The sequence below is a fragment of the Nitrospirota bacterium genome, assembly GCA_013388455.1.
In the GTDB taxonomy this organism is placed as follows: Bacteria; Nitrospirota; Thermodesulfovibrionia; order Thermodesulfovibrionales; family SM23-35; genus JACAFF01.
Genome location: JACAFF010000029.1, coordinates 13,513 through 39,953 on the forward strand (window position 1 = coordinate 13,513; position 26,441 = coordinate 39,953).

Annotated in this window: 18 protein-coding genes, 2 tRNA genes and 8 pseudogenes; 9 read left to right on the top strand and 19 right to left on the bottom strand. The window is 36.7% G+C overall.

Going from position 1 to position 26,441, the window contains the following annotated elements; translation table 11 throughout:
* Window positions 1–420 precede the first annotated feature (420 nt).
* The 9 genes and pseudogenes from HXY53_06930 to HXY53_06970 all read right to left on the bottom strand — a co-directional run bounded on the left by HXY53_06930 (window position 421) and on the right by HXY53_06970 (window position 7,679).
* Window positions 421–924: pseudogene (locus tag HXY53_06930) on the bottom strand (glycosyltransferase).
* A gap of 444 nt (window positions 925–1,368) precedes the next feature.
* A pseudogene (locus HXY53_06935) lies at window positions 1,369–1,764 on the bottom strand (tetratricopeptide repeat protein).
* A 162-nt stretch (window positions 1,765–1,926) separates the two neighbouring features.
* Window positions 1,927–2,223, bottom strand: a pseudogene (locus HXY53_06940) (glycosyltransferase family 2 protein).
* A 363-nt stretch (window positions 2,224–2,586) separates the two neighbouring features.
* A pseudogene (locus HXY53_06945) lies at window positions 2,587–3,237 on the bottom strand (tetratricopeptide repeat protein).
* 27 nt (window positions 3,238–3,264) lie between these two features.
* Window positions 3,265–3,663: pseudogene (locus HXY53_06950) on the bottom strand (glycosyltransferase family 2 protein).
* Window positions 3,664–4,002: 339 nt separating this feature from the next.
* A pseudogene (locus HXY53_06955) lies at window positions 4,003–4,518 on the bottom strand (tetratricopeptide repeat protein).
* A gap of 1,272 nt (window positions 4,519–5,790) precedes the next feature.
* A pseudogene (locus tag HXY53_06960) lies at window positions 5,791–6,426 on the bottom strand (glycosyltransferase).
* Between the two features lie 51 nt (window positions 6,427–6,477).
* A pseudogene (locus tag HXY53_06965) lies at window positions 6,478–6,825 on the bottom strand (tetratricopeptide repeat protein).
* 155 nt (window positions 6,826–6,980) lie between these two features.
* Window positions 6,981–7,679: a hypothetical protein gene (locus tag HXY53_06970; GenBank protein NWF76291.1), complete on the bottom strand. Its 699-nt coding sequence runs from the start codon at window positions 7,677–7,679 to the stop codon at window positions 6,981–6,983.
* 113 nt (window positions 7,680–7,792) lie between these two features.
* On the opposite strand from HXY53_06970, the gene HXY53_06975 reads away from it, so the two are divergent.
* The gene (locus HXY53_06975; GenBank protein ID NWF76292.1) at window positions 7,793–8,344 is read left to right on the top strand and encodes a hypothetical protein; all 552 of its coding nucleotides are present in this window, start codon (window positions 7,793–7,795) and stop codon (window positions 8,342–8,344) included.
* Window positions 8,345–8,419: 75 nt separating this feature from the next.
* Window positions 8,420–10,336, top strand: a complete 1,917-nt coding sequence (locus HXY53_06980) for a tetratricopeptide repeat protein (GenBank protein NWF76293.1) — start codon at window positions 8,420–8,422, stop codon at window positions 10,334–10,336.
* Window positions 10,337–10,420: 84 nt separating this feature from the next.
* Here HXY53_06980 and HXY53_06985 read toward each other — a convergent pair whose 3' ends face one another.
* The 6 genes from HXY53_06985 to HXY53_07010 form a co-directional block, all read right to left on the bottom strand.
* Window positions 10,421–10,834 carry a type II toxin-antitoxin system VapC family toxin gene (locus tag HXY53_06985; protein ID NWF76294.1) on the bottom strand — a complete coding sequence of 138 codons (414 nt, stop codon included), beginning with the start codon at window positions 10,832–10,834 and terminating at the stop codon, window positions 10,421–10,423.
* On the bottom strand, window positions 10,834–11,103 hold the full coding sequence (locus tag HXY53_06990) for a CopG family transcriptional regulator (protein NWF76295.1): 270 nt from the start codon (window positions 11,101–11,103) through the stop codon (window positions 10,834–10,836). The genes HXY53_06985 and HXY53_06990 overlap by 1 nt, the downstream gene beginning before the upstream one ends.
* A gap of 164 nt (window positions 11,104–11,267) precedes the next feature.
* Window positions 11,268–11,696 carry an FKBP-type peptidyl-prolyl cis-trans isomerase gene (locus HXY53_06995; GenBank protein ID NWF76296.1) on the bottom strand — a complete coding sequence of 143 codons (429 nt, stop codon included), beginning with the start codon at window positions 11,694–11,696 and terminating at the stop codon, window positions 11,268–11,270.
* A gap of 98 nt (window positions 11,697–11,794) precedes the next feature.
* Entirely contained in the window at window positions 11,795–12,316 is a 522-nt protein-coding gene (locus HXY53_07000; protein ID NWF76297.1) for a DUF4416 family protein, read from the bottom strand.
* A complete protein-coding gene (locus HXY53_07005; GenBank protein ID NWF76298.1) occupies window positions 12,316–12,846 on the bottom strand; it encodes a TlpA family protein disulfide reductase in 531 nt (176 codons plus the stop codon). Before HXY53_07005 ends, HXY53_07000 begins: the two co-directional genes overlap by 1 nt.
* A gap of 12 nt (window positions 12,847–12,858) precedes the next feature.
* Entirely contained in the window at window positions 12,859–15,303 is a 2,445-nt protein-coding gene (locus HXY53_07010) for an ATP-dependent Clp protease ATP-binding subunit (GenBank protein ID NWF76299.1), read from the bottom strand.
* A 125-nt stretch (window positions 15,304–15,428) separates the two neighbouring features.
* Here HXY53_07010 and HXY53_07015 point away from each other — a divergent pair.
* Together HXY53_07015 and HXY53_07020 are read left to right on the top strand one after the other, a co-directional pair.
* Window positions 15,429–15,502, top strand: a tRNA-Gln gene (locus tag HXY53_07015).
* A 3-nt stretch (window positions 15,503–15,505) separates the two neighbouring features.
* Window positions 15,506–15,581: transfer RNA gene (locus HXY53_07020), tRNA-Glu, on the top strand.
* A 17-nt stretch (window positions 15,582–15,598) separates the two neighbouring features.
* Here HXY53_07020 and HXY53_07025 read toward each other — a convergent pair.
* The 4 genes from HXY53_07025 to HXY53_07040 form a co-directional block, all read right to left on the bottom strand.
* Entirely contained in the window at window positions 15,599–16,312 is a 714-nt protein-coding gene (locus tag HXY53_07025) for a hypothetical protein (GenBank protein NWF76300.1), read from the bottom strand.
* 389 nt (window positions 16,313–16,701) lie between these two features.
* A complete protein-coding gene (gene pgi, locus HXY53_07030; GenBank protein NWF76301.1) occupies window positions 16,702–18,357 on the bottom strand; it encodes a glucose-6-phosphate isomerase in 1,656 nt (551 codons plus the stop codon).
* 9 nt (window positions 18,358–18,366) lie between these two features.
* Window positions 18,367–20,103: an aldehyde ferredoxin oxidoreductase gene (locus HXY53_07035; GenBank protein ID NWF76302.1), complete on the bottom strand. Its 1,737-nt coding sequence runs from the start codon at window positions 20,101–20,103 to the stop codon at window positions 18,367–18,369.
* Window positions 20,103–20,543 carry a 4Fe-4S binding protein gene (locus HXY53_07040; GenBank protein NWF76303.1) on the bottom strand — a complete coding sequence of 147 codons (441 nt, stop codon included), beginning with the start codon at window positions 20,541–20,543 and terminating at the stop codon, window positions 20,103–20,105. The genes HXY53_07035 and HXY53_07040 overlap by 1 nt, the downstream gene beginning before the upstream one ends.
* Before the next feature lie 120 nt (window positions 20,544–20,663).
* On the opposite strand from HXY53_07040, the gene pyk reads away from it, so the two are divergent.
* The 5 genes from pyk (at window position 20,664) to HXY53_07065 (ending at window position 26,382) form a co-directional block, all read left to right on the top strand.
* Window positions 20,664–22,094, top strand: coding sequence for a pyruvate kinase (pyk, locus tag HXY53_07045; protein ID NWF76304.1), 1,431 nt, complete (start codon window positions 20,664–20,666; stop codon window positions 22,092–22,094).
* Between the two features lie 145 nt (window positions 22,095–22,239).
* Window positions 22,240–22,989, top strand: coding sequence for a 2,3-diphosphoglycerate-dependent phosphoglycerate mutase (gpmA, locus tag HXY53_07050; GenBank protein ID NWF76305.1), 750 nt, complete (start codon window positions 22,240–22,242; stop codon window positions 22,987–22,989).
* 17 nt (window positions 22,990–23,006) lie between these two features.
* A complete protein-coding gene (locus HXY53_07055) occupies window positions 23,007–24,644 on the top strand; it encodes a phosphomannomutase (GenBank protein ID NWF76306.1) in 1,638 nt (545 codons plus the stop codon).
* Window positions 24,645–24,652: 8 nt separating this feature from the next.
* Window positions 24,653–25,102, top strand: coding sequence for a tetratricopeptide repeat protein (locus HXY53_07060; GenBank protein ID NWF76307.1), 450 nt, complete (start codon window positions 24,653–24,655; stop codon window positions 25,100–25,102).
* Window positions 25,103–25,164: 62 nt separating this feature from the next.
* The gene (locus HXY53_07065) at window positions 25,165–26,382 is read left to right on the top strand and encodes a tyrosine--tRNA ligase (GenBank protein ID NWF76308.1); all 1,218 of its coding nucleotides are present in this window, start codon (window positions 25,165–25,167) and stop codon (window positions 26,380–26,382) included.
* The last annotated feature ends 59 nt before the right edge of the window (window positions 26,383–26,441 follow it).

Here is a 26,441-nt window from a genome sequence, read left to right on the forward strand (position 1 = left end):
CTTTACCACATTTATTTTATCAGCTTGAACTATCTTATGGACAACAATATCCCCTGCTATTAAAGATCTGTAATTATTTAAAGAAGCCCTCAGGCAGTAATCATCAAGTGTATATTCGGGTGTTTGGAACTGTTCATCAAAAAGTCCATTCTTTTCTAATAATTCACGTTTGATTAAAAAACATTCACCAATTAATTTCTTTTGTTCTACATATCGATATCTATTTTTCTGTCTAAAAGATAATGCGAATTCATCAAGTCCGATTAAGCCATATGGAGTAATTTTTTCTTCGTCCTTTTGACTAAACGACGAGATTGCTTCTTTGCTTCGCTCCTCGCAATGACCACTCTTTGATTCCTCCCTTATTGCTTCTTTCCCACTCTCCACTAACCACTTACCACTCACCACTGTATTTACCCCCTGCGGTCCTTCAACATTCGTCATCATAGGACCCACCAGAGCAATATCAGGATTACTCATTGCACACTCAAGCAATCCCGTAAGCCAGCCGTCTGTGACAATCACATCGTCATTGATTAGTACAATATAGTCACCTGATGATTTATTTATGCCATTGTTAGCAGCCTTAGCATAGTTGAGGTTACTTTGAGGTTTCGATTCCCCCTCACCCTTGCCCTCTCCAGTTAGGGGAGAGGGGATTCCCCTCTTGAGAGGGGTGCAGGGGTGTGTTTCCCCTCTTGAGAGGGGTGCAGGGGTGTGTTCCTCTTCTTTGCCGAGGGGTTCCCATTCCAATCCCCTCCCTTGAGGGGAGAGTGAAGTCTCCTTTGGAACTATCACAATCTCATGCGGCTCAAGAGTTCTTCTCTTTATACTTTCAATGCATTTATTTGAATTATCCGAATTATCCGAAGCGAGAACTACAACAGATACCTTTGATTTGCTTTCATTAAGCCTTTTTATCATATAAAGGGTAGAGAGAAGCTGTTCAGATTTTTTATCTACACTTCCTATCTCGATTGCGGACTCAAGAAGAGATATAGCAGAATCAATTTGCCCGAAGCTTGTCAATGTATTTGCATAATGAGAAATGAAATTTTTGTAGTCAAAATTTAATATTTTTAATTTTTCAATAATTTGTTGTGCGTTTATTTTATTACGTAAAGAGAAATATCCAAGAGCTAAAAGGGCGAGTGCCTTAAGGTGTTCTGGATTTTCTTTAATAAATTTCTCAAGCCTTGAAACTGCCAGAGCAGATTCCCCTAAGTAAAGCTCACATGAGGCAGCCTGTATTACAGCTTCTTTTAATTCAGAATCGAGCTCTAATGCCTTAATGTATGAGGAAAGGGCTTCATTAAATTTACAAAGATTGAAATGATTGTTGCCTTTACTCAGATAGGCCCTTCCAAAATCAGGATTCAAATCTAAAACTTTTTCCAGATATTCTAAAGCCTCTTCAAATTTTCCAAGACTTGAAGCATGAACAGCAAGCTCATGTAATGCTCTAAAGTCCGAATTTTTATCCTCGAAAACCTTCTTTTTAGCCATCTCATAATATATTTGTGCCTTTGCATTTTCTCTTTCACGGTTGAGTGTTCCATAGTGATGAACTGGAATATCAGAACTTTCGATTTTTATGCCATTTTTTATAAGAGAAGGCTCTATTCTTTCGTGAATGGCAAAGTCAAACTTGATGCCAGGTTTATTTGGAAATAATCTAACCTTTTCCCCAGGAAACCATCCTGTTCCTGCTTCTTCGGAATAATTTCCATCATTTGGCTTCCAATCAATATTATTCAGTTCCATTATATAGTTACGTGTAGTAAAGGAATAGGCGACTAATTTCGTGGATTCCGAGGTTCCATGATACGCAGGTTTCGTTTCGTCATCGCGAGCGGAACGTAGCAATCTCGCTTTTTCTTCTTTTCCCTTTACTAATTCTTTAAGCCTCTCATGATCCTTCGGCGATATCACTTCATCAGCATCAAGGATAAGTATCCAATCACCTGTAGCCTTAGAGAGTGAAAAATTACGAGCTTCAGAAAAGTTATCATTCCATCTAAAATCGAAAACTTTAGCGCCGAATTCTTTTGCAATCTCTTTTGTCCTATCAGTAGAGCCTGTATCTACTATGATTATTTCATTAACCAAACCTCTAACACTCAAAAGACTATGCCCAATATTTTCCTCCTCATTTTTAACAATCATACAGAGAGAAATGGTTGCTTTTGCTGTGTCATCGAGAGCGAAGCGTGGCGATCTCATCCTTTCATCAGCACTCAGCTTCCTTCTACATTCCTCAAGAAGTGTTTGTATTTCTTCAGTTACATAATTCCCCTCCATCGCAGCTTCAACGAGTTTATTTGCATAAATTAGTTGTCCACTTTTGATTAATGTCGATGCGAAACTTGTAAAAAATCTCGAAGCATCAAAATTTGTTTCATCCAACTTTTTAGCATAAATAAAGCCTTCTTTTTTTCTGTCAGTGCAAAAATAAGCTGCTGAGATTAGACCAAGTGCAGGAGGATAGGAAGGTTCTTTTTTAAGTAGTCTTTCAAGCAATTTAATTGCTGTATCACAATTGCCTGAACAAAATTCAAACTTTGATAGTAAAATCAAAGCATCTTGGCAATCCGGTTCAATAGCTAAGGCAGTTTTTATGGCAGTAATAGCATTTTCGTACATCCCAAGTTCAAAATATGAGATACCAATGCCAATATATGCTTTTGTAAAATCGGGTTTAAGCTTTGCAAGTTGTTTCCAGTATTCTAAGGCTTCTTTATGATGCCCGATTTCTGAAGTTTGAACTGCAATTTCATAAAGTGGGGCAAAATCCTTCCATTGGTTCGCTGTGAGCTTTTTCTTTCCAAGTTCGTAATAATCTAATTTTTTTGAACTTTGCTTTTCGATATTAAGTTTGCCATAGTGATGTATAGGAATGTCGCACTTTATTATCTCATATCCAGCTTGCAATAAAGAATATTCCACTAATTCATGTACTGGAGACTCAAAGCGAATACGGCTATCGTTTGGGAAAAGCCTTACCTTTTTGCTCGGCACCCATCCAGTTCCAGCCTCTTCTTCAAGATATTGCCCATCATTTGCAGTCCACTCCATACTGACGTTATTTTTATAATTTCTGGTTGTAAAGGAATAGGCGACTAATTTCGTGGATTCCGAGGTTCCATGATACGCAGGTTTCGTTTCGTCATCGCCGACACTTTTAAATTCGTCATCACGAGCATCTTCTTTATTAGTCATTGCTAACCCGAAGGGCATGGCAATCTCGTCTTTTTCTTCTTTTCCCTTTACTAATTCTTTAAGCCTCTCATGATCCTTTGGCGATATCACCTCATCAGCATCAAGGATAAGTATCCAATCACCTGTAGCCTTTGATAGCGAAAAGTTTCTTGCTGCTGAGAAATCATCTGTCCATTTAAAATCAAATACCTTTGCACCAAAGGCACCAGCAATATACTTAGTCCTGTCAGTAGAACCTGTATCAACAACTATTATTTCATCAGCAAGAGAACCGACTTTGCTGAGACAATTTACGAGATTACTCTCTTCATTTTTTACAATCATACATAAAGAAATAGTTGATTGGGTTTGTTGCGTTTCTTGAGTTTGTTGTGTTTTTCGAGGTTTCTTAATTTTTTTCTTTTTTCCAACTTTAGCCTTAAGTTTGCCCTTTGCTTTAATCATATCTCCTTCATTACTGGTCATCGCAAGCGAAGCGTGGCGATCTCGTTGTTTATTATTGTTAGCATCCCACCCTATGACAATCTCTTTTGGTCCTATCTCATGTCTTACCTTCAGGGCAAACGAGAGTGTTTCATCATCAATTCCGCAAGTGCGTAAAGCCTCTTGAAGGACATCCATAGCTTCGTGTTTTTTCCCCTGTTTCAAAAGAAGTTCGGCAAATGAATAGCGCAATTTTTTATGTGAAGGGTATATGTCTACGGCTTCACCCATTATTTTTTCAGCGTTATCTAATTTTTGGAGAGTAACTGCTGAATCAAAAAATTTATCGATTGTCTCATTATGTGCTGGATTTAAAATAAATGCCTTTTCATATAGTGTGAAAGCTTCTTCTTCTTTGCCCTCATCCCATTTTAACTGACCGAGATTTAAGTAAGGCTCGCTATAACTTCTGTCAGACTCAATAGCTTGATAGAAGAAATTTTCTGCATCACGGAAATTTTCTTTTTTAAGTGCTATTAATCCCTTTAAGTTTAGAGCTCTTGAAGCTGTTTTATTTAACTCAAGTGCATTGTTTGCAATTTTTTCAGCATCATCTAATTGATTCATTAAAACTTTACAATATCCAATTAGAGCAAGCCTGTCAGCATTATCTTTTAGCGATTCGGGCATGTTTTCAAGTATATTAATGGCCTCGGTTAATCTATTCTGTTCTATTAAAATTTCTACAAATGTGAAGTAATAATTATTTTCATCTGGTTGCAATTCCTTAACAGCAGAAAGCACTTGTATAGCTTCAGAATATTTACCTTTTTGTCTTAACTCATTTGAAGCTGAAATCGAATTTAGAACCACCATTTTTTTACCGAGTAGAGTCGAAGGATGAAGATTATTCCATTTATCAAAAAAGAGTTTGGATATTTTAGGGAGCGAAGAGCCTATTTTACCGCCCCGTCCTGCCAGAGTTCTATCTCGATGAGAATAGACAAAAACGTCTCCAGCAATAATATGCCTGTATCCTTCAACCGCTGACCTCAGACAATAATCATTATCTGCAAAGTCAGGGATTTCGAGTCTTTCATCCATAAAACCGATTTTCTTCGGCAAATCTCTTCTGAATAACATGCAGAATCCGTTTAGGTTTACTGTCTCGATCCGTCGATGCCGATTCCGTTTCCTGAAAGCCCCGGCAAAAGAGTGAAGGTTGTCATTGCGAGCACGCGAAGGGTGCGTGGCAATCTTGTCTTTATATGCTTCTTTTCCACTCTCCACTAACCACTTACCACTCACCACTGTATTTACCCTCTGCGGCCTATCTACATTTACCGTCATCGGAGCGACAATGCCAACATCCGGTGAACTATTCAAATGTTCCAGCATACTTGATAACCATCCTTCGGTAACAATCACATCATCGTTTAGAATAACGACATACTCACCCTTTGCTTCAGCAATGCCTTTATTGAATGCTTCGGGGTAAGTGAGTTTGCTATGAGAGATTGCTTCGTCGCTACGCTCCTCGCAATGACGAGGAGGGGAGGTGTCATTGCAAGCACCCGAAGGGTGCGTGACAATCGCGGCCTTCACGTTTCCTACAATACGAGTGCTTGCATCTTTTTTTACAATTTCCTCTAACCCTTGTAGATGTCCATGAGAAACTTCAACAGGCACTAAGATAATTTCATGCGGTTCAGGGGTATGCTTCTTGATGCTTTCAAGACATTTGCTGAGATAAGTTGCATCTTTAGAAATAAAAATAATGATCGAATTTAAACTTTTTTTATATTGAACTGGATAAGCAATTTTATCTTCATCTAAAGAAATTCTCTGCTTTTCTTCTTTTTTAAAGCTTTGTATATTAGATTTTCGCAAAAAATCTCTGTCAAAGGAAGAAACCTGCACCGGTTCTTTTAATAAAATTTCATCTCGCATTTTATTCAGAATATCTTTTATCGGTTTATATGGTCTATAGTCGCCAGTTTTTTTAGTCAGTTCTTCAACCTTTTTTAAACCGCACTCAATGTCATCTAATGTAGCGAGGTATTTTTGAATATATTTCTGTCGAATCTGCATATCTTCTTGAACGCGTGTCGACTGATCTCTATGTTCTGCACTTTGTGGTGAAAAGAGGTATAACCCAAGAAATTCGGGAATATGCAACATTTCTGTTCCTTCAGCGATTCGAAGCCAGAATTCCCAGTCACCTGAGGATGTAAAAGATTCATCAAAGTATCCATATTTTTCGTGTAAAGATTTGCGCCACATGGGTTGTGGACCTACGAAACAACCGAGTGTGAGAAATTCTCTGCTGTAATCAAGCCAACGGTAGGCACCTATAGGAGTGTGATTTACGAATGTTTCATTCTCTTTTGCAGTAATTATGACATCTGCATATACAAGACCAATATCAGGTGACCCATCAAGAATAGATGCCATATGTTCAAGAGCATCTTTTCGATGTCTATCGTCGGCGTTAGCATTTGTAATATATTTTCCTCTGGCAGCCTTAATTCCACGATTCCATGCTTTATAAATTGTTTCACGCTCTTCAGTGCGGATATATACAATATTCTTGTAATTTTTTTGAAATTCCTCTACGATTGATTTTTCATTTTGCTGTGATCCGCTATCTACGACAATTATTTCAAGTTCTCCTTTTTGATAAAGCGTTTGGTTCACAAGATCTTCAAGGCAGCCACTTATGAACCTCTCTGAGTTATAAGTGGAAACTATTGCTGAAACCTTGATCCTTTTATCCTGCTGAATATCTTCAAAAGCATTAGACTCTGAGACTGTAGAGACTATGTCCAGATTTTTCAAAGCCTGCACTATTTCTTCATCATCTGGATTTTTTTCGAGATAGGATGAATAGAGGTTCTTTACAGAATCAATCTGTTCCAGAGAAGTCAATACCTCTCCGCATTTTAAAACTATATTCCTGTCAGAAGGGTTAATTTCTAATGCTTGAGTAAGATAGTCAATGGCTCTGTCAACATCTCCCTTTTCCCACAAATCTGATCCGAGCTTTAGTGAAAGTTCAGCCTTAAGAGCAAGGAGTTCCATAGAATCATGATCCTGATTTAAAGCATCTGTAATGGCACGTTCAGCCTCATCAAGATTTCCTGAGTCGATTAATTGTTTGATATTTTGGACAGCGTTCTCCATTTTTTATAATTAATGTATAAGCAATGAATATTCTTATTAAGACAAAAAAGATTTTTTATTATTTTTACAAATTAATGAAGAAAAGGCAATATCTTGGTTTATTCGAAATCTTAGCCATACTGAATTGTAAGTATTCTTTTGGCGGGGAAACAAGTTTAGTTCTTTTTTATTTTGTCAAAATTCAATATATCCATATACTCCCATTCCCTGTATGCCATTACATATGTGCTTAATTTGCTTGCATATTCGATAACATTCTCAGGGAATGTAAGGCTTGCAAGGATTAAGATAAGTTTCTTGCCTTTATATTCCGGGAAGAATGCAAAGAAATCTTTTGACTTTTCTATAAATTTATCGACATGCTCTATTTTCGGGCTTGATTTAACCTCTATCATAAATACTTTGTCTTTACATGTCAGGAGCACGTCTATTTCATAATATTTTCCATCTATTTTTTTAAGTATGTTGTCTGATTTAAATACGGGTTCACAATTGAAATAATTTTCTATTACAGGTCTTGAAGCAGGTGATATTATGTCCTCTACAAGTGTTCCAAGTTTATTTGATATTTCACCCCATTTCTTGTTCATGTCTTTACGGTCTTGCCTCATCTCTTCTTTGAAGGCTTTCATCTCTTCTTTAAAATCTTTCATTTCGTTTTTAAAATCTTTCATTTCGTTTTTAAAATCTTTCATTTCGTTTTTGAAATCTTTCATTTCGTCTTTGAAATCTCTAAGTTCTGCTTCTGTCCTCATCTGTGAGTTATAGAGTTTATTGAACTCTATACCAACACTTTTTATAAATTCCTGCAAAGTTATCTCGAGCTTATCGATTCTCTCTTCGGTTGTCTTCATTGTCTTTTCCGTATACTATTTTTGATTGAATTATAACAAAAACATTGTTTTAACTCAAACCTCTGATGGATTTATTTGGGGTAGTTAATGAATTTAGATTATATTGAACAACAATGGTTTATGATATAATAAAAGCAATGGAAACCCTTCATAAAAAAACACTTTTTTGGGATGTTGACACAGAAAAACTCTCCTCAGAAAATGACTGGTTTTTTATTATTGAAAGAATTCTGGAGTACGGTGACATTGATGATTTTCTGTGGATGAGAAACTTTTTTAGAAAGGATTTGATTGAATTTCAAATTAAAAAAAATAATTTATCCATTGGAGGTGAAATACGTCATCAAGGAGCTCTACATTGTATTCTTGAGGGTGTAAAAACCTCGTTTATTTGTTATGATGGCATATTGCTTTTTCCTTTGCTTTATTTTGGCATCCAAAAATTAGGGATTAAGAATGTTATCAATTATGCTTATAAAAAATTTGGTAAAAAGGTAAATTATTTCCATCTTCTTAAAGGTGTTGTCTATTTTGAGGATGCTGATAGGAATCCTGACCCCTTATTACTGGATAAAACTGTAACCTGGGATAAAGTAAAAGAATTCTTCAGAACACATCTCTATGAATTCGAAAATGCACTTGGATACGTGATTAAACCCGAATAAGGCAATTAAAAAAATAGAATCTGCATAATTAAGCATATCAAGGAGGTTCGTCAAATTAGTAATATTGAACATGTTATGAATATAAATAAAGAAATTCAATCAGCTTTTGAAAACTATCAATCTGGAAATTTAAAGGAAGCAGAAAGAATTTGTAGAAAAATACTTATAGAACAACCTGACAACATTGATGTTCTCAGACTACTCGGTGCAATTTATTACCAAATAAAAGATTATACCTCTGCGAAATATTATTTTAGAGAGGCAATACAGATTAATCATCATGATGCGATCTCTTATTATAATTTAGGAATCTTAATGCATGAGGAAGGTCATCTCGAAGAAGCAATAAGCTACTATGTAAAAGCAATTCAACTAAATTCTAATATTGCAGAAATAAATTATAATCTTGGAGTTGCTTATCAGGAAAAAGAAGAATTTGACGAAGCTGTATCTTGCTTTCAAAAAACTTTAAGTCTTAACCCTCGATATGCGGATGCATATTATAATTTGGGAACTATTTGGAAACAAAGAGGGCTGTTGAATGAGGCAATCGCTTTTTATGATCAAGCACTTTTTTATGCGCCAAATTATGCATTGCCACTCTGGGCTCGATGCATGTCACAGTTACCTGAAATATATCACAATGAAGAACAAATTCAAGCTTGCAGGGGAAAATATTATAACGAGTTAATAAAATTACAAAATAATATACCACTTAAATCGCCTCAGGATATTGATATTGCTGCAAGGTCTGTAGGCAGTCAGACGCCTTTTTTACTTGCGTGTCAAGGATTAAACAATCGTGAACTGCAATCAATTTATGGAAACATTGTCTGCAAAATAATGGGGTTAAGATATCCCCAATTTGCAAGATGTACTGATAAGCCTCGATATGTGCATGGAGAAAAACTTAGGGTTGGCATAATATCAAGTTTCTTTTATTGGCATTCAGTCTGGAAGATACCTTTAAGAGGATGGGTTGAAAATATAGACAGAAAAAGGTTTAGTCTTTACGGATACTATACTGGAAAAGTTAGAGAGAAAGTTACAGAAGATGCTGAGCAGTATTTCACAAATTTTGTCCAGGGTATATACTCTATTGAAGAACTATGCCAAATTATCCGCAATGACAATCTTCACGTAATAATATATCCAGAGATTGGAATGGATCCATTGATTGTCAGACTCGCAGCACTAAAGTTGGCTCCAGTTCAATGTGTTTCTCTGGGGCATCCTGATACTTCTGGTTTTCCAACTATCGATTATTACCTCAGCAGTGATTTGATGGAGCCTTCTGATGCTGATGAGCATTATACTGAAAGATTGATTCGTTTGCCGAATCTTGGTTTTTATTACATACCTTTTGAATTTTCTACTGTAAATATAAATCGTCAAACTTTTGGATTAAGTAAAGACTCAGTTTTGTATTTATGCAGTCATTCTTTATTTACATATCTTCCACAATACGATATGGTTTTCCCTATGATTGCTAAAAAGGTGAGGAATTGTAAGTTTCTGTTTATTTGCAATAAAAGTGATCTTATAACAAAACAGTTTCGATTGCGTCTTTCTCAGATATTTAATCAATTTGGTTTAAATGCAGATGATTTTGTTGTTTTTCTTCCGCGTCTAAATCAGGAACAATATTATGGGCTTAATAGTATTTCTGACATATTTCTTGACAGTATTGGCTGGTCTGCAAACAATTCGACTTTCGAAGCAATAGCATGTAATTTACCTGTGGTAACATTCCCCGGGAGTCTAATGCGCCAAAGACATTGCGCAGCCATACTGACCATGATGCAGATGCAAGAGACAATTTCTAAATCAGTTGATGAATATGTTGAAATAGCTGTAAGTCTCGGAAACAATATAGAATTGAGAAAAAATTTAGCCGATAGGATAAAAGAAAAAAAGCATCTAATTTATTATGACAGAACATGTATAACTGCGCTTGAGGATTTTCTTGTTTCAGTAGTAGAAGAAAATTAAACCTATCTTCATTTTTCATGTCTTTCTAATATATTAACAAACCCCTGCACCCCTCTTGAAAAAAGATATCGGTCTGGTATTGCTTCAAGGAAGCCCTGTAAAACCCATGGTGCTGAAATGCTTATCGAAGGAAAAGGACTTCTTTATCCTGTGCATTTTCATTATCACGAAACTGACAGCGTCTGTATAGCTGAAATCCTGATCCTGATATTTCTTCAGGATTTTCTCTGCTTTTGCCTCGGTGTCAGGCGTTGAATAAATCCGGATAATCCTTGGACTGCTACCTATTCTCTCAAGGAATTTAATTGCTGCGGTATGTCCCAGATTTTTTAAGATTAAAATATAAGACTCAGCTATTACGAGGTTGCTTGTGATGAGCCCTTTGTATGTTTTCAAAAGCGAAGGAAAAATTAAGGTTGCCTCTTTATGATGCGAATCATCTTTGTCTGCGAGCGCAAACAATGCGCCTGTGTCGACAAATATATGCTCCGGATACATTATTTCCTCTTTTTCTTCCCGTAACCGGACACATGCTCTGCTATGTAAATGTCATGTTTCTCTGATATATCTTTTTTCCCTGATTTCCCGAGCCCTATAATGCCCATAGCAGGATCTTTCTCTATCGGCAACTCACTGATATATTTGTCAATACTCAGACGTATTATTTCCGCCTTTGAAGAGCCTCTTTCCCTGGCGAGCTGCTCGAGCAGCACTTCCTGTTTCGGCTCAATATAAATCTGTATGGGTTTCTTTTTTAAAGTTCGCATATACACTAATATACATTATAGTTTATGATATGTCAAATAATGATGTATAAAAAATATAGTTTAGCTATTAAAAATGTGTTGACCCAAAAATGCAATTAAAATAATGTAGATGTAGTAGCTTTGAAAAATTTCCTCAAAACGCAAATATTTTTATAAAGTGGTAGTTATAAAATTTCTACAAGCTCGATGTCTACAGTCAAATCTTTTCCTGCTAATGGATGATTTTTATCAAGTGTTACAGTTTTGTCAGTCACTTTAACTACAGTTGCAAGATTATGATCAGAACCTTCTTGAGATAACTGCAAATATTGTCCAACTTCGAATTTAAAATCAGCAGGGTATGTATTCCTATCTTCTTCTACAACTAATTCTTTTATGTGAGGGCCGAATGCCTGCTCCGCAAGAATTTTTATAGTTTTGGATGAGCCTGGAGTCATACCGATTAATGCCTCCTCTATATCCGGGAACACCTGCCCAGATCCTAAAGCGATTTTCATTGGTTCATCATTTAAAGTGCTGTCAAAAACTGTCCCATCTTCAAGTTTTACCGTATAATTCATTTTTATAAGATCACCATATTTTGCTACTCTCATTTTATCTCCTTTCTGCATGTTAATAATTATTTATATTTTAACAATCAAAAAAATCTGTTGTAAATTCATTCTTATGAGGTTTTTTTTACTAATAATTTTCAGGCAATCATCTTTTTTAAAGAATCTCTCATATTTAGGAATATATCAATAGAGATTTTATCCTGATAATCCCTATATGTAAAAAGGTGAGGACTATATGTGTTGTTTTTATAGATTAGTGTGACTTCACCATATATACCTTTTCCTAAATAAATGCGATGAGCATAATTTTTAGTAGATGCAAGAACTATTTTTGAAAGAGTCAGATATCCAGGGTCGAGATTTATTCGTCTTTTCCCATTCAAGGAGAGACTTTCCTCAATTTCATTAGTCCGAAGCTTTATATCGGTAATAGCACAAGGGTCTATAATATTTTTAAAAAAAATAAATCTTCTGAATATTGGCCAACCAAGTTCTTCACGGTAATAAGAAGAATAATCCCATTGAAAAGGTTGGCTTGCAAATAGAATTCCACCAAAAGTATTTTCCAATATTGTTTCTGCATTTTCGAATATAGCCGAATCAGTGTATAGAGTAGCAATAAAAAGAAGTGAAGGTTCAGGAGGTTTTATCTTCCCCATCAGACAGGTTCATTGATTAAAGCTTCCATTGCATTTAAAATAGATGGAGAATCCCACTGTTGTGGTCCTATAATCTTATTCCTTAATATCCCTTTTTTATCAATAATAAATGTTTCAGGGATTCCTGTTATACCAAATTTTCTTGCAGCAGAGTCATCAGGATTGAAATATACAGGAAATGAATAAGCATTCTGTTTCATAAAATTAAATACATTAGTCTCGTTATCTTTAAATATAATGGTTACCATTCTGAATTTATTGTTCTGTGAGAATTTGTCGAATAAGACCTCCATAGATGGCATTTCATCAATACAAGAGGTGCACCATGTTGACCAGAAATTGACAAATATTACGGAACCCTTGAGGTCTGAAAGCTTTAATGTATTTCTATTCACATCAATGAGTTCGATGTCAGGGACAGGATTTCCGACAGCAGCTTTTTCAGGTATATCATTGTGAGTAATTGCAAAAAAACCAATAAAGACTGCTAAAAAAATAACAATAGTTATAATTAAGGTTTTCTGTTTCACTCTTTGAAATTTTTAATTGGCACCAGAAAAAATTGAGACAGCTTCTTCTGCTTCAATAAATACTGGTTTATCACCTTCAAGAATCACGTTAATCTTGTGGATATCCTTAAATCTACCCTTGAGGAGCTCTTCAGAGAGGGGATCTTCAATCTCTTTCTGAACTGCTCTTCTCATAGGTCTTGCACCGTAAGTTGGCTGGTAGTAACGCTTCAAAATCCATTCCTTAACCTCGGCTGATACTTCAATAATCAGATCCTGATCAATCAACATTCTATTTGTTTCTTCAACAAGGAGATCAATTATAGATAGAATTTGATCTTTTTCGAGTGGATGAAATACAACCGTTTCATCAACTCGATTGAGGAACTCTGGATTAAAAGTCTTTTTTAGTTCATGAAGGACATTTTCCTTTATCTTTTCGTACACGACATCAGAGGTGTTCATCTGGAAGCCGAGTGGCGTTGCCTTTTCAATGAGACGCGCACCAAGATTTGAAGTCATAATTATTACAGTGTTTTTAAAATCTACTTTTCTACCAAAACTATCGGTGAGCACTCCTTCGTCCAGCACCTGAAGTAAAATATTGAAAACATCTGGATGAGCCTTTTCTATCTCATCGAAAAGCACAACAGAATATGGTTTCTTTCTAATTCTTTCTGTTAGCTGTCCTCCTTCTTCATAACCTACATATCCCGGAGGTGCTCCAGTTAGCCTTGAGACATTAAAGCGTTCCATATATTCTGACATATCTATCTTTACGAGGGAGTTCTCATCATTAAATAAAAACCATGCTAATGCCTTTGCAAGTTCTGTTTTTCCAACGCCGGTAGGGCCAAGGAAGAAGAATGATCCTATTGGTTTCTTGCTGGATTTAAGACCCGCACGCGATCTCCTGATTGCCCGTGAAACAGCCTTAATTGCCTCTTCCTGCCCAACAATCCTCTTGTGTAAATTTTCTTCCATCCTGATCAGTTTCTCTGACTCTTTCTCTTCGAGTTTTGAAAGAGGAATCCCCGTCATTTTGGAAACAGTGTATTCAACATCTGCTTCAGTCACAGATGGAATTTCTTTATTGAGATTATCTACCCACTGTTTATGCAGCTGTTCGTGCAGTCGCCTGAGTCTCTCTTCTTCCAGACGGATTGAAGATGCTTTTTCAAGGTCATGGAGCTTTATATATAAATTCTTTTCTTTTGTATATCTCTGAATATCAGTTTCAAGTTCTTTAAGATCCTGCGGAGGGGTATATTTCTTAAGTTTAATTCTTGAGCCTGTCTCGTCTATCACGTCTATTGCTTTATCAGGAAGATATCTATCAGTTATATATCTGTCAGAAAGTCGTGCAGCTGTTTCTATTGCTTGATCAGTTATCTTTACCTTGTGGAAGGATTCGTATCTTGATTTGAGACCCTTTAAAATATTTATAGTTGTTTCAACACTCGGTGGTTGAATATAAATTGGCTGAAAACGGCGTTCAAGAGCACCATCCTTTTCCACATGCTTTCTATACTCATCAGGTGTTGTTGCACCAATACATTTTATCTCACCTCTCGATAGGGCTGGTTTAAGCATACTCGATGCATCTACAGAACCTTCAGCAGCGCCTGCTCCTATCAGTGTATGAAGTTCATCAATGAAAAGAATTACATTGTCTGACTGTATAATTTCTTTCATGACGATTTTAAGTCTTTCTTCGAATTGGCCTCTATATTTTGTTCCAGCAATTAAAGCCCCGAGATCAAGAGAAACTATACGTTTTCCAATAAGACTATCAGGGATATTACCAGAAAAAATTTTCTGGGCAAGACCTTCTACGATTGCAGTTTTTCCAACACCTGGCTCACCGATAATAACTGGATTATTTTTAATCCTCCTACCTAATATTTGAACGAGCCTTTCTATCTCATCTTCTCTGCTTATTACAGGATCTAATTTACCTTCTTTTGCAAGAAGGGTGAGGTCTCTTCCAAACTCATCGAGTGCTGGTGTAGTGCTCCTTTTCTCTTTTACATGTGAGTGTGCCCTTATCGAGAAATTAATAGTGAGTTGCCTTGCTCCGAGCAGATTTGCACCAAAGCTCCGTAAGATTTTGCCTCCAATACCTTCCTCTTCTCTGATAAGGCCAAGGAAGATATGTTCACTGCCTATATAGTTGTGTCCTAAAAGACGTGCCTCTTCAACTGCAAGCTCTAAAACTTTTTTTGCCCTTGGAGTAAATGGAATATCGCCGAAGGTCATAATGTTTGTTCCTTGAGGAAGATTTCTCTCAATTTCAAGCCGGATTTCTTCAGGTGTTATGCCCATTCTTTTTAGAATGGCGATTGGAAGTCCATCATCTTCTTTCAAAACTGCGAGTAATAAATGTTCAGTTCCAAGATAGTCATTCTGTCTTTTTTCAGCTTCTTCTTTTGCATATATGATTATTCTTCTTCCGCGTTCTGTGAACTTCTCGAACATCTTTTTTACCTTTCTTTAATTACATGATACTTATTTTTATTAATGATTGTCAATAATGTGGGGTTTTATTGAAGGGCTTTTAAATTTTATGATATAGTAAAAACACTTTCTGAAGAATTAATTTTTGGGGAGTCGTCCAGCGGCAGGACGGCAGACTCTGGATCTGCTTACAGGGGTTCGAATCCTCTCTCCCCAGCCAATTGGTCCCATCGTCTAGGGGCCCAGGACGTAGCCCTCTCAAGGCTAAAACACGGGTTCGAATCCCGTTGGGACCGCCAGGATCTTGAATATAGGTTCAAAAAGACCTGTGACATCTATTACAGATATTCTTATGGGTAAAAAGTTTGCGATATTTAGAACCATGTGGATTATGGCAACTTATACATGTCATCTCTTTTGTTTTGTTTCCGGGATCTTTTTTCAGATAAATAGGATGAACTTTACCTCTCGGAAGTGAGACAATATGTATACCTGAATTTTGTTCGAGATGACATCCTGAACACATATCATTTATATTTGACGAAAGGAGCTTGGGATAATCACTTGAATGGTGGCTATGACATCTTATACCACATCCTCCCTCTGCTACCTTATGTGCATATTTTTTATTGAACTTTTCCTTTGCATGACATCTATAACATACTTCCCGAGGTTCATTAAAGAGCAATAGATTCTTATTATCTGATTGATGTGGATTATGACATAAAATGCACATGCCTTTATCAATTGGCATATGAACATACTTTTTTGTAAATTTTGATTTCTTATGACAGTGAAAACAAAGTTCAGGCAGATCAGATTTAAGTTTTATGCTATTTTTTCCATCAGGATGTTCTTTCCCGGTAATAATTTTGTGGCATGATTCACATCCTATATTCACCGCTGAATGGATATAGTTGTGACCTTTTCCTATATCAGGATGGCAACCTATACATAAATTAGAGTGTGCTGAAGATACCCAGATAAAGGAAATAATCATTGTTAACAGAATAATAGTTCTTTTATTCATGCAAAAATGTAATAAAGTATCTTCTTTATTGTCAAGAGATTAAGCCAAATAACTTGGTTATATGCTCTGGGTTTGAAAAAAAAAGAATATATCACAGAATTTCATGGAGGTTTTGACATAGTTATAACCATTATTTCTTATATTCTTATTCCATGGAAAAATCAGTCCTGCGGCACATACTCCCTTCTCAACCGCTTTTGCCAGAATGTGAGGAGAGTCATCTACAACAGCATGACATTCTGTATCTATTAAAACGAATATTAAATTATGTCTTTTCAGCCACCTTTCTGTTTGTTCAGAACTATCAGAGGAGCGATGGCTTGCAATGATTGAAGTCCCACCAGTCTATCCAGAATTCTGGTGGAGGTATGGTAATATTTATAATAATGTTAAGATTTTCTTAATTCCTTATACCTGTTAATCAATCCATTTGTTGATGAATCATGTGATGATATGATGCTATCGTCACGGAGTTCTGGTAAAATCTTTTTTGCAAGTTGTTTTCCCAATTCGACACCCCACTGATCGAAGCTGAATATATTCCATATTATGCCCTGAACAAATATCTTATGTTCATACATTGCGATAAGGCTTCCAAGAGTTCTCGGTGTGATCTTTCTGACAAGTATTGAATTGGTTGGTCTGTTACCTTTGAAGACTTTGAATGGTAGTAGCATTTTTATTCCCTCGTCATCCATGCCTGCTGCTTTAAGTTCATCAAATACTTCTTCCCGTGTCTTCCCTTTCATAAGTGCTTCAGTTTGTGCAAAAAAGTTAGATAGTAATATTAGATGATGTTCTCCTACTGGATTATGACTTATTGCAGGGATGATAAAATCACATGGTATTAATTTTGTTCCCTGATGAATGAGTTGATAAAAAGCGTGCTGACCGTTTGTTCCAGGTTCACCCCAGATTACCGGACCGGTCTGATATGTAACCTCATTACCTTCTCTATCAACAGATTTGCCATTGCTTTCCATATTACCCTGCTGAAAATAGGCAGGAAATCTATGCATATACTGATCATAGGGTAGTATTGCCTCTGTTTCTGCGTTAAAGAAATTGTTATACCATATGCCAATTAATGCGAGTATTACAGGTATATTTTTTTCGAAAGGAGTATTCCGGAAGTGATTGTCCATAGAGTGAGCTCCATCGAGAAGTTCAACAAAATTATCAAATCCTATGGTGCATGCTATTGAAAGACCGATAGCAGACCAGAGTGAATATCTTCCCCCGACCCAGTCCCAGAACCTGAATATATTTTTCTTGTCTATCCCAAATTTTATGACCTCTTTTTCATTTGTTGAGATCGCAACGAAGTGGTTTTTTATAAATGATTCATCCTTAGCAGAATCAAGAAACCATTTTCTCGCTGTATGTGCATTGGTCATCGTCTCCTGTGTGGTAAAGGTCTTTGATGCAATCATGAAAAGTGTTGTTTCTGGAGAGAGTTTGTTCAGTGTTTGAGTTATATGAGTACCGTCTATATTTGAAACAAAATGTGTGTGCAAATGTGGTTTCCAGTATGGCTTAAGAGTTTCGGTGACCATCAGAGGCCCCAGATCCGAACCTCCTATTCCGATATTGACAATATCTGAGACAGGTTTTCCTGTGAAGCCTTTCCACTCACCATTAATAATACTTGCTGAAAAGCTCTTCATTTGTTCCAGTACAGTGTTTACTTCATGCATTATGTTTTTGCCATCAACATAGATTGGGGTATTAGAGCGGTTTCGTAAAGCAATATGTAGAACTGCACGGCCTTCTGTCTCATTTATTTTATCCCCACTGAACATTTTCTCGACGGCATCTTTTACTCTGCATTCGTAAGCGAGATCGAGAAGCAAATTCATTGTTTTTTCTGTCACAATATTTTTCGAATAATCAACAGTCATATCCTCAAATGTTATATGAAATTTATCAAACCTGCGTGGATCAATGAGAAACATGTCTCTCATTGATCTATTTTTCATAGTCCTGTAATGTACCTGAAGTTTTTTCCATGCTTTTGTAGTTGTAGGATTTATCTTATCGAGCATCACATTCCTCTACTGAACAATCTCTTTTATTCTTCTCGCATATTCTTTTTTTAAAGCATCAAGAAAATCTTTATCAACCATTCCACGTGAAGTCTCTGTTTCAGTAAAACGCCGGGGTATCTTAACATCTTCGGGATTGTATCCTGTTGAAATACGTGTCTTCCAGCGTATTTTTCTAACATTCTGTGCAATATTATTAATATTTTCTGACAGCATATTATAACCTACAGCTTTCAGACAGTCTGTAAGCAGAGTTTCAGTGTAAACTTCGCGTGCAAAAAGACAGGCAACCATTGAAGTAAGCAATACTCTAATCTCCTCATCTTTTATAAGGAAGTCCACAGCCTTTTCTACCTTTCTATCTTTAGCTTTAAGGTCATAACTATAACCTGCTGCATCAAGGTGTGAATGACGGAAACCTAAAGCCTGTGATGTGAAGAACACCTCACCAGTAGCATAGCCTGCCATCTCCTGTCCGAGCACGCATGAAAAATCAGTTCCACCATATTTTTCTGCAGCTTTGAGAGTGCCATTCGCAAGCAATTGATAGAACTCATTCGTCCCCTTTGCAAGATGGATAATGGCTTCTTTGTATTTTTCTGTATCTCCAAATTTTAAAGGAATGAGCGTTTCTTTCTCAGTGATAATTCCTTTTTCCAGTGCCTCGGTAGCCCATGCAAGTGATACCCCTGTAGATATTACATCAAGTCCCATCTTCTCGACAGTGTCTAAAATTCTTAGAACCGAAAAACAATCAAATACTCCAAGCATGGACCCTGTAGCAAAAATCGGTTCATGGTCATATGATACCTGACGGTAAAAATATCTATTCTCGGCCTCAAATTTTTCTCTAACAAATCCAATATGTATGCATCCAACAGGACAGCCTGCACATGCAGCATTGCGTAATAATGCAATCTCTGCAAAATGCTCTCCTGTAATTCCACTTATTTCAGGGTCACTTGTTTTTTTTAAATTTCTACAGGGAAGTGCTCTTATATCATTCAGCATTGAAACATTAGCAGGTGTCCCGAGATTATGGTATTTGCTCATCATATCTGTATCAGTCATTTTTTTATGAATTTCTTCAAACAGCGCTGGATATTCCTTATTTTCTGGCAGGACAAATGATGCATCGCCCTGAATAATGATACCCTTTAAATTCTTAGAACCCATAGCAGCACCAGCACCGAGTCTGCCAAAATGGCGATATGTATCAGCATTGATGCAGGCTATTGGAGAGCATCGCTCGCCTGCAGGTCCTATACGAAGGATACTTCGATGACCTGAGCCTTTGAACATACGCCTGAGCATTTTCCCGGTTGCTGAAACATCCATACCCCAGAGATAGTGCACCTCTTTAATGTCAAGATGACGTGAGCCGACTGAAACACAGGAGGGTTTCTCTGCTTTTCCAGTAATTACAATGGCATCGAGATTTGCAAATCTCAAAGTTAGTGCTGAACGGCCACCTGCGTGGCTTTCTGCATATTGATTATGATAGGGAGATTTGAATGAGCATACAGTTTTGCTCATTAATGGAAAATAACCTGTTAGTGGACCTATTGCGAAGATAATCGGTTGATCAGGGTCATCCCATGTTTTTTCAGGATGTCCATATTTATTGAATAAAAGTGCTGCCAGTCCACTTCCCCCAGCCAATTCATTTCTTCCGTCAATTTCTACTACTGTTCCCCTGCTGTTTGAAAGATCTATATTGAGTACTCTGAAATGATCCCTGATCATTAATCTGTCTCTTCCTTTTTATTTACCTTGCCAGCGGCAACTTCAATCTCTTCTAATTCAAGGCAATCATGAGGGCAAAATGGAATACATTTCCCGCAATGAATGCAGACAAAGGGCTCTCCTGTCTGGTCAAGATATATGGCATCAACCGGACATGCTTTAGCGCATTCACCGCATCTGATGCATAGGTTTTTTCTTACTATTACTCCTCCTCCTTTTCTTTGTGAATATGCTCCTGTAGGACAGACCTGAACACAAGGAGCAGGATTACAGGCAAGGCATGTCTTTGCCTCGAAATTTGTAGATAAGCCACCAGATGTGAATATCCGGATGCCAGCAGTTTCCCATGAGAGGCGTTTGTGAATAAGCCTTGCGCAAGCGAGAGAACATGAATAACATCCGATACATCGCTCCATTCTTGGAGTAATCAATCTCTTCATGGTTATAGTGTATATATACTTTAAAAATAAATAAAGATGATTGGAATTGGACAGTTATGTTTTTTTCATATATTTTATAATTACAGTTATAATTATTTTTATAGCAAAAATAAAAAGAGTATGAAACTTCCAACGAATAAGACAAAGATTATCTGCACAATCGGTCCGGCATCTGAATCTCCTGAGATTATGGAAAAGATGATCAGGGCAGGGATGAATATCGCCCGGCTGAATTTTTCGCATGGTGATTTTTCTTCCCATGCAAAGACTATCAAAAATATCCGTGCAGTGGCTCATAGAACAGGGAGACGAATTGCTATTATGGCAGATCTTCCTGGTCCAAAAATACGTATCGGGAGACTTGCAAGAGAACCATTGATGCTTAAGTCTGGAGATATTTTTATTCTTACCGCTAAAGGTGGTATAAGTGAATTCAATAGAGTTTCTGTAACGTTTGAGAGACTTCCTGATGTTGTAAAACCTAATGACACACTTTTTTTAAATGATGGAATTATACAGCTTGAGGTAGAGAAAGTTGTTGATACTGATGTTTACTGCAGAGTTATTGTTGGTGGTGAGCTTAGATCCAGAAAAGGTATTAATTTGCCAGGTATTGCTCTGGGTATCAGTGCATTCACAGATAACGATTATAATTGTCTGAAATTTGCAAGTGAATATGGTATTGACGCAATAAGCCAGTCATTTGTAGAAAGTGCAGATGATATCGAGAAAGTTCGCAAAGCTGCAGCAGACATGGGATATTGTCCATATATCATAGCAAAAATTGAACGTTCAAGAGCCCTCGATAAGATAGAAGAGATTTTAAATGTTTCTGATGGAATAATGATAGCACGCGGAGATCTTGGAGTTGAAATACCTATTGAACAGATTGCAATTGTTCAAAAGAAACTTATGCGCAAGGCAAACCTTCTTGCTAAACCTGTTATAACTGCAACCCAAATGTTAGAGTCTATGACTAATAATAGAAGGCCTACCAGAGCTGAGGCAACAGATGTTGCGAATGCAATTTTTGACGGAACAGACTGTGTCATGCTTTCAGGCGAATCAGCTATGGGTATCTATCCAGTTGAAGCTGTAGAGATGCTGGCAAAGATAGCTGCAATGACTGAGCCTCATTTAAACAGACTCGAGCTAAAAGAATTTTTAAAATCATCAAATCGTGAAGATAAGATAAGCCTTGTTGACATCATTTCTTTAAGTGTCGAAAATGCCTTAGAGCATGTATCTGTAGCTGCGGTTTTTGTGCCGACGCGAAGCGGTGCTACTGCAAGAAGTATAGCCCGCTTCAGACTTCCTGTTTGGATTACTGCTGTAAGTTCTCTGGAGAAAACCTGCCAGCGTCTTCTTTTTTCTTATGGTATTTATCCTGTATGGGAGCCTGAGCATCCTGATAACTGGAATGAATATGTTAGAAATTGGTTAAATATGTATGAAGTTGAGGGGAAACTTGCCATTCTTACAGAGGGACCTTCATCAAAGCATCCTGAAGCAAACAATCGCATGGAGATAATAGATTTGACACGCAATTAATTGTGAAAAAGGTTGTTTATTGTTAAATAAATTTTCTCACAACATCTGCATTATTCAATTTGCATTTCCGGGTTAATCAAATGTTTTAAATAATTGATTAAAAAATCGTAATATGATATTTTTTAAAATTACAAGAGGTGATAGTATGAAAAAACTTGTATTACTTCGTCACGGAGAAAGCATCTGGAACAAGGAAAACCGATTTACTGGATGGACAGATGTAAAGCTTTCAGAAAAAGGGATTCAGGAAGCGATTGAATCAGGACGTCTGCTGAAAAAAGAAGGATATATATTTGATATTGCTTTTACATCTGTGCTATCACGATCGATTAAAACCTTATGGATTGTGCTCGAGGAGATGAACCTGATGTGGATCCCCATATTAAACAGCTGGAGATTGAACGAGCGTCACTACGGAGCTCTTCAAGGTCTTAATAAAGCTGAGATGGCTGAAAGACACGGCGAAGAGCAGGTTAAGCTATGGCGGCGAAGTTATGACATGCCCCCACCTCCTTTAACACCAGATGACCCAAGATACTCCGGAAATGACCCTCGTTATGCAGATTTAAAACCAGAAGAGATACCCCTAAGCGAATCGCTGAAAGACACAGTTGCTCGTTTTCTTCCCTATTGGCATGAAACAATTGCACCGACTGTCCGAGCTGGCAAACGTGTTCTTATCTCGGCACATGGAAATAGTCTTCGTGCTCTTGTTAAATATCTCGATAAGATTTCTGATCAGGATATAGTGCATCTTAATATTCCAACGGGAATACCTCTGGTTTATGAACTCGACGACGATTTAAATCCTATCAGTCACTACTATCTCGGTGATCCCGAAGCTGTTCAGCGTGCTACAAAAGCTGTTGCGGATCAGTTAAAAAAGAAAAATTAATTTTAAATGAATGTAAGATGTCTAAGATTATAGCAACATTTAATAGTGCTGCTTCTTGCTGGAAAGAAATTTTATCTGATTCAGCAAAAAATAGAAATCTGCTTGCTCAGATAGAACGTTTTGCAAGAGAAAACACAGAACCGTCAAAAATTGTATTCGGTACATCAGGATGGAGAGGTGAGATCGGAACTGACTTTACTTTCAATAACCTTCGTATTGTCACTGCCGCAATCATAGAGATGTTTAAAATGCAGGAAGATTCTATAATGAATGCGATCGGAGTATCCGATTTTAAAGAGATTCAGAAAAGAGGAGTTATCGTTGGGCATGATAACAGATTTCTTGGTTCTGAATTTGCGATGGAAGTTCTTGGAATGTTGCAAAAAGAAGGAATTAAAACCTGGTATGCAGGAGAAGCAACAACACCTGAGTTTTCAACAGGAATTGAGATGTTGCAGGCCGCATGCTCAATTAATCTCACGCCTTCACATAATCCATCAAATTATGCAGGCTTTAAATTCAATCCGTCAGATGGAGGACCTGCAGGTCCTGAAATAACTAAAGCAATAGAAAACATTGCAAACGGCCTGGTTGAGAAAAAAATTGTGCTACCTTCAGTAAAACCAGAGAAAATTGACAAAGTTGATTTGACAAAACTTTATATTGAATATATTCAACGAAGAAAGACAATAGACCTTAATAAGATAAGAGATTTTCTTAAAAATGATTCATATCTAATATGTATTGATAATGTGTATGGCGCCACGCGTGGACGTATGCAGAAAATCCTGGGAGAGAGTAACAGGATCATTTATCTAAGAACAGAAGATGATGTTCTTTTCGGAGGAATTGCGCCAGAACCTAGCGAAAAGAATATGGAAGGGATTGAGAGAATCTTGAGTAAAACTGATGCACAATTTACACTTGGTGCGATAATGGACCCTGACGGAGACCGTATTCGATTAGCTGATGGAAAGATGCAGATACCAATAAATTATTTCGGGACTATAGCTCTTCATTTTCTGTATACATATAAAAAAATTGATGGAATTGTTGTAAAATCAGTAGCTACAAGTAATTTTGTAAATGCAGTTGCAAAGGGTTTAGGAATACCTGTCAGGGAGACAAAAGTTGGCTTTAAGAATTTCAGGCCATACCTTATTAGCACTTCTCTCGAAAAGGCGATCATAGCATTTGAAGAGTCTGATGGCATATCAGGATATAATCATACGCTTGAAAAAGATGCAATATTCGGACTTTTACTTGCTATTGAGATAATTGCTTCAACAGGCAAGAATCTTAGTGACTATCTTAAGGAATTGATGGACGAATATGGATATTTTTACCCTGAACGCTCAGGTATAGCGGTGGACAGATCTCTATCAGGAGAAAAACTTCTTGCGAAACTATCAATTATTAAAGATAAATATAGAAAAGGAACCATTGTAAATATTGGTGGAGAAAAAAGAACAGTTCAGGATGTTGTAACCATAGATGGCACAAAGCTAATTTTTGATGATGGCTCATGGTTGATGATAAGACCTTCAGGCACAGAGCCGAAGGTAAGATTTTATATTGAATCACGGACACAAGCTGGTAAGAATGCTGTATCTGAAATCGTAGAACAGATGACAAAAGAAGCTCTCGGCTGCTGAAAATTAGAATGACAGATTCAGGAATAGAAACAGATAAGCTAATTGAAAAAGGATTGAAAGCACTTGAAAATGGTGATACACTTTCAGCATTAGTATTTTTCGAAAAGGCTTACAATATAGAACAAACGCCTGAGATCTGTTCTTATCTGGGTTTTTGTATTGCAAAAGAACGCGGACAGTTTAGTAAGGGTGTAGCTTTATGTGAGGAGGCGATTAAAAAAGAACCTAATAATTCCGTTCTCTATCTGAATCTTGGAAGACTCTACCTTTTCTACAATAAAAAAGAACAAGCAGTGATTACATTTAGAGAGGGCTTGCAACAGGAGATGAATCAGATGATATTAGAGGAATTTAACAGGATTGGAAACCGCAAACCTCCTGTTATCCCTTTTCTAAAGAGGAGCAATCCCATCAATAAGTATCTTGGTATTCTTCTTAAAAAGCTAAAATTGCGATAAATCTATCAATTTTTAGAATAATAATTTGACGTCAAGAATAGTAAGGTTTTAATATATTCTTTATGCTAAAACCAGAACAACAATTTGAAATTATCAAGAGAGGCTCTGTTGAAATAATAACCGATAAAGAACTCATACAGAAACTCGAAAAGTCATATAGGGAAGATAGCCCCCTAAGAATAAAGGCAGGCTTTGACCCAACAGCTCCTGATATACATCTTGGTCATACAGTGCTACTTGAAAAGATGAGGCAATTTCAGGAACTCGGGCATAAAGTGATATTTCTTATAGGTGATTTTACAGGAATGATAGGTGATCCGACTGGTAGATCTGAAACAAGGAGACCTTTAACAAGAGATGAAATAAATAAGAATGCAGAAACATATAAGAGTCAGGTATTCAAAATACTGAATCCTGAAAAAACAGAAATAAGATTCAATAGCGAATGGTTATTGAAAATGGATGTGATGGAACTTGTCAGATTAGGTTCAATGCAGACTGTTGCCAGAATGCTCGAGAGAGAAGATTTTAAAAAGCGTTTCAAGAATCAACAGGACATAAGTATTCTTGAATTCTACTATCCTTTATTTCAGGCTTATGATTCGGTTTATCTCCAGGCAGATGTTGAATTGGGAGGGACAGACCAGAAATTTAATATCCTTATGGGAAGAACTATGCAAAAGAAGATGGGAAAAGAAGAACAGGTAGTGCTTTTATTGCCATTGCTGGAAGGTCTTGACGGTGTAAATAAGATGAGTAAGAGTCTCGGCAATTATATTGGTATTAGTGAATCGCCAAAAGACATATATGGCAAGATTATGTCCATCAATGACGATCTAATGTTAAGGTACTATGAACTGCTTAGCCATATATCTCTCGAGGAATTTTTAAATTTAAAGGCAGGGATTACTGAAGGAAAAATTCATCCGAAGAAGGCAAAGGAGAATCTGGCTCTTGAAATTGTTGAGAGATATTGGAATAAGGAAGAAGCAATAAAGGCACAGGAAGATTTCAAACACGTTTATACGGAAAAGGGTATGCCTGAAGATATTCTTATAAAAGTTTATGATGATATAAAAGCAGAAGATATTTTATGGGTTCCACAGGTATTGAAAGATACAGGGCTTGTAAAAAGCACGAGTGAGGCTATACGACTTATAAAACAGGGTGGAGTTAAAGTCAACGATGATATTGTAACTGAACCGAATACCACTTTAAAGAAAGGTGAACATATTATCAAGGTGGGTAAAAGGCGGTTTTATAAGGTAATAGTAAAATAATTTTAGCCCATTTTATCCATAAATTTTAAGATTATGTCCTGTCTTATTAACCATAGTTT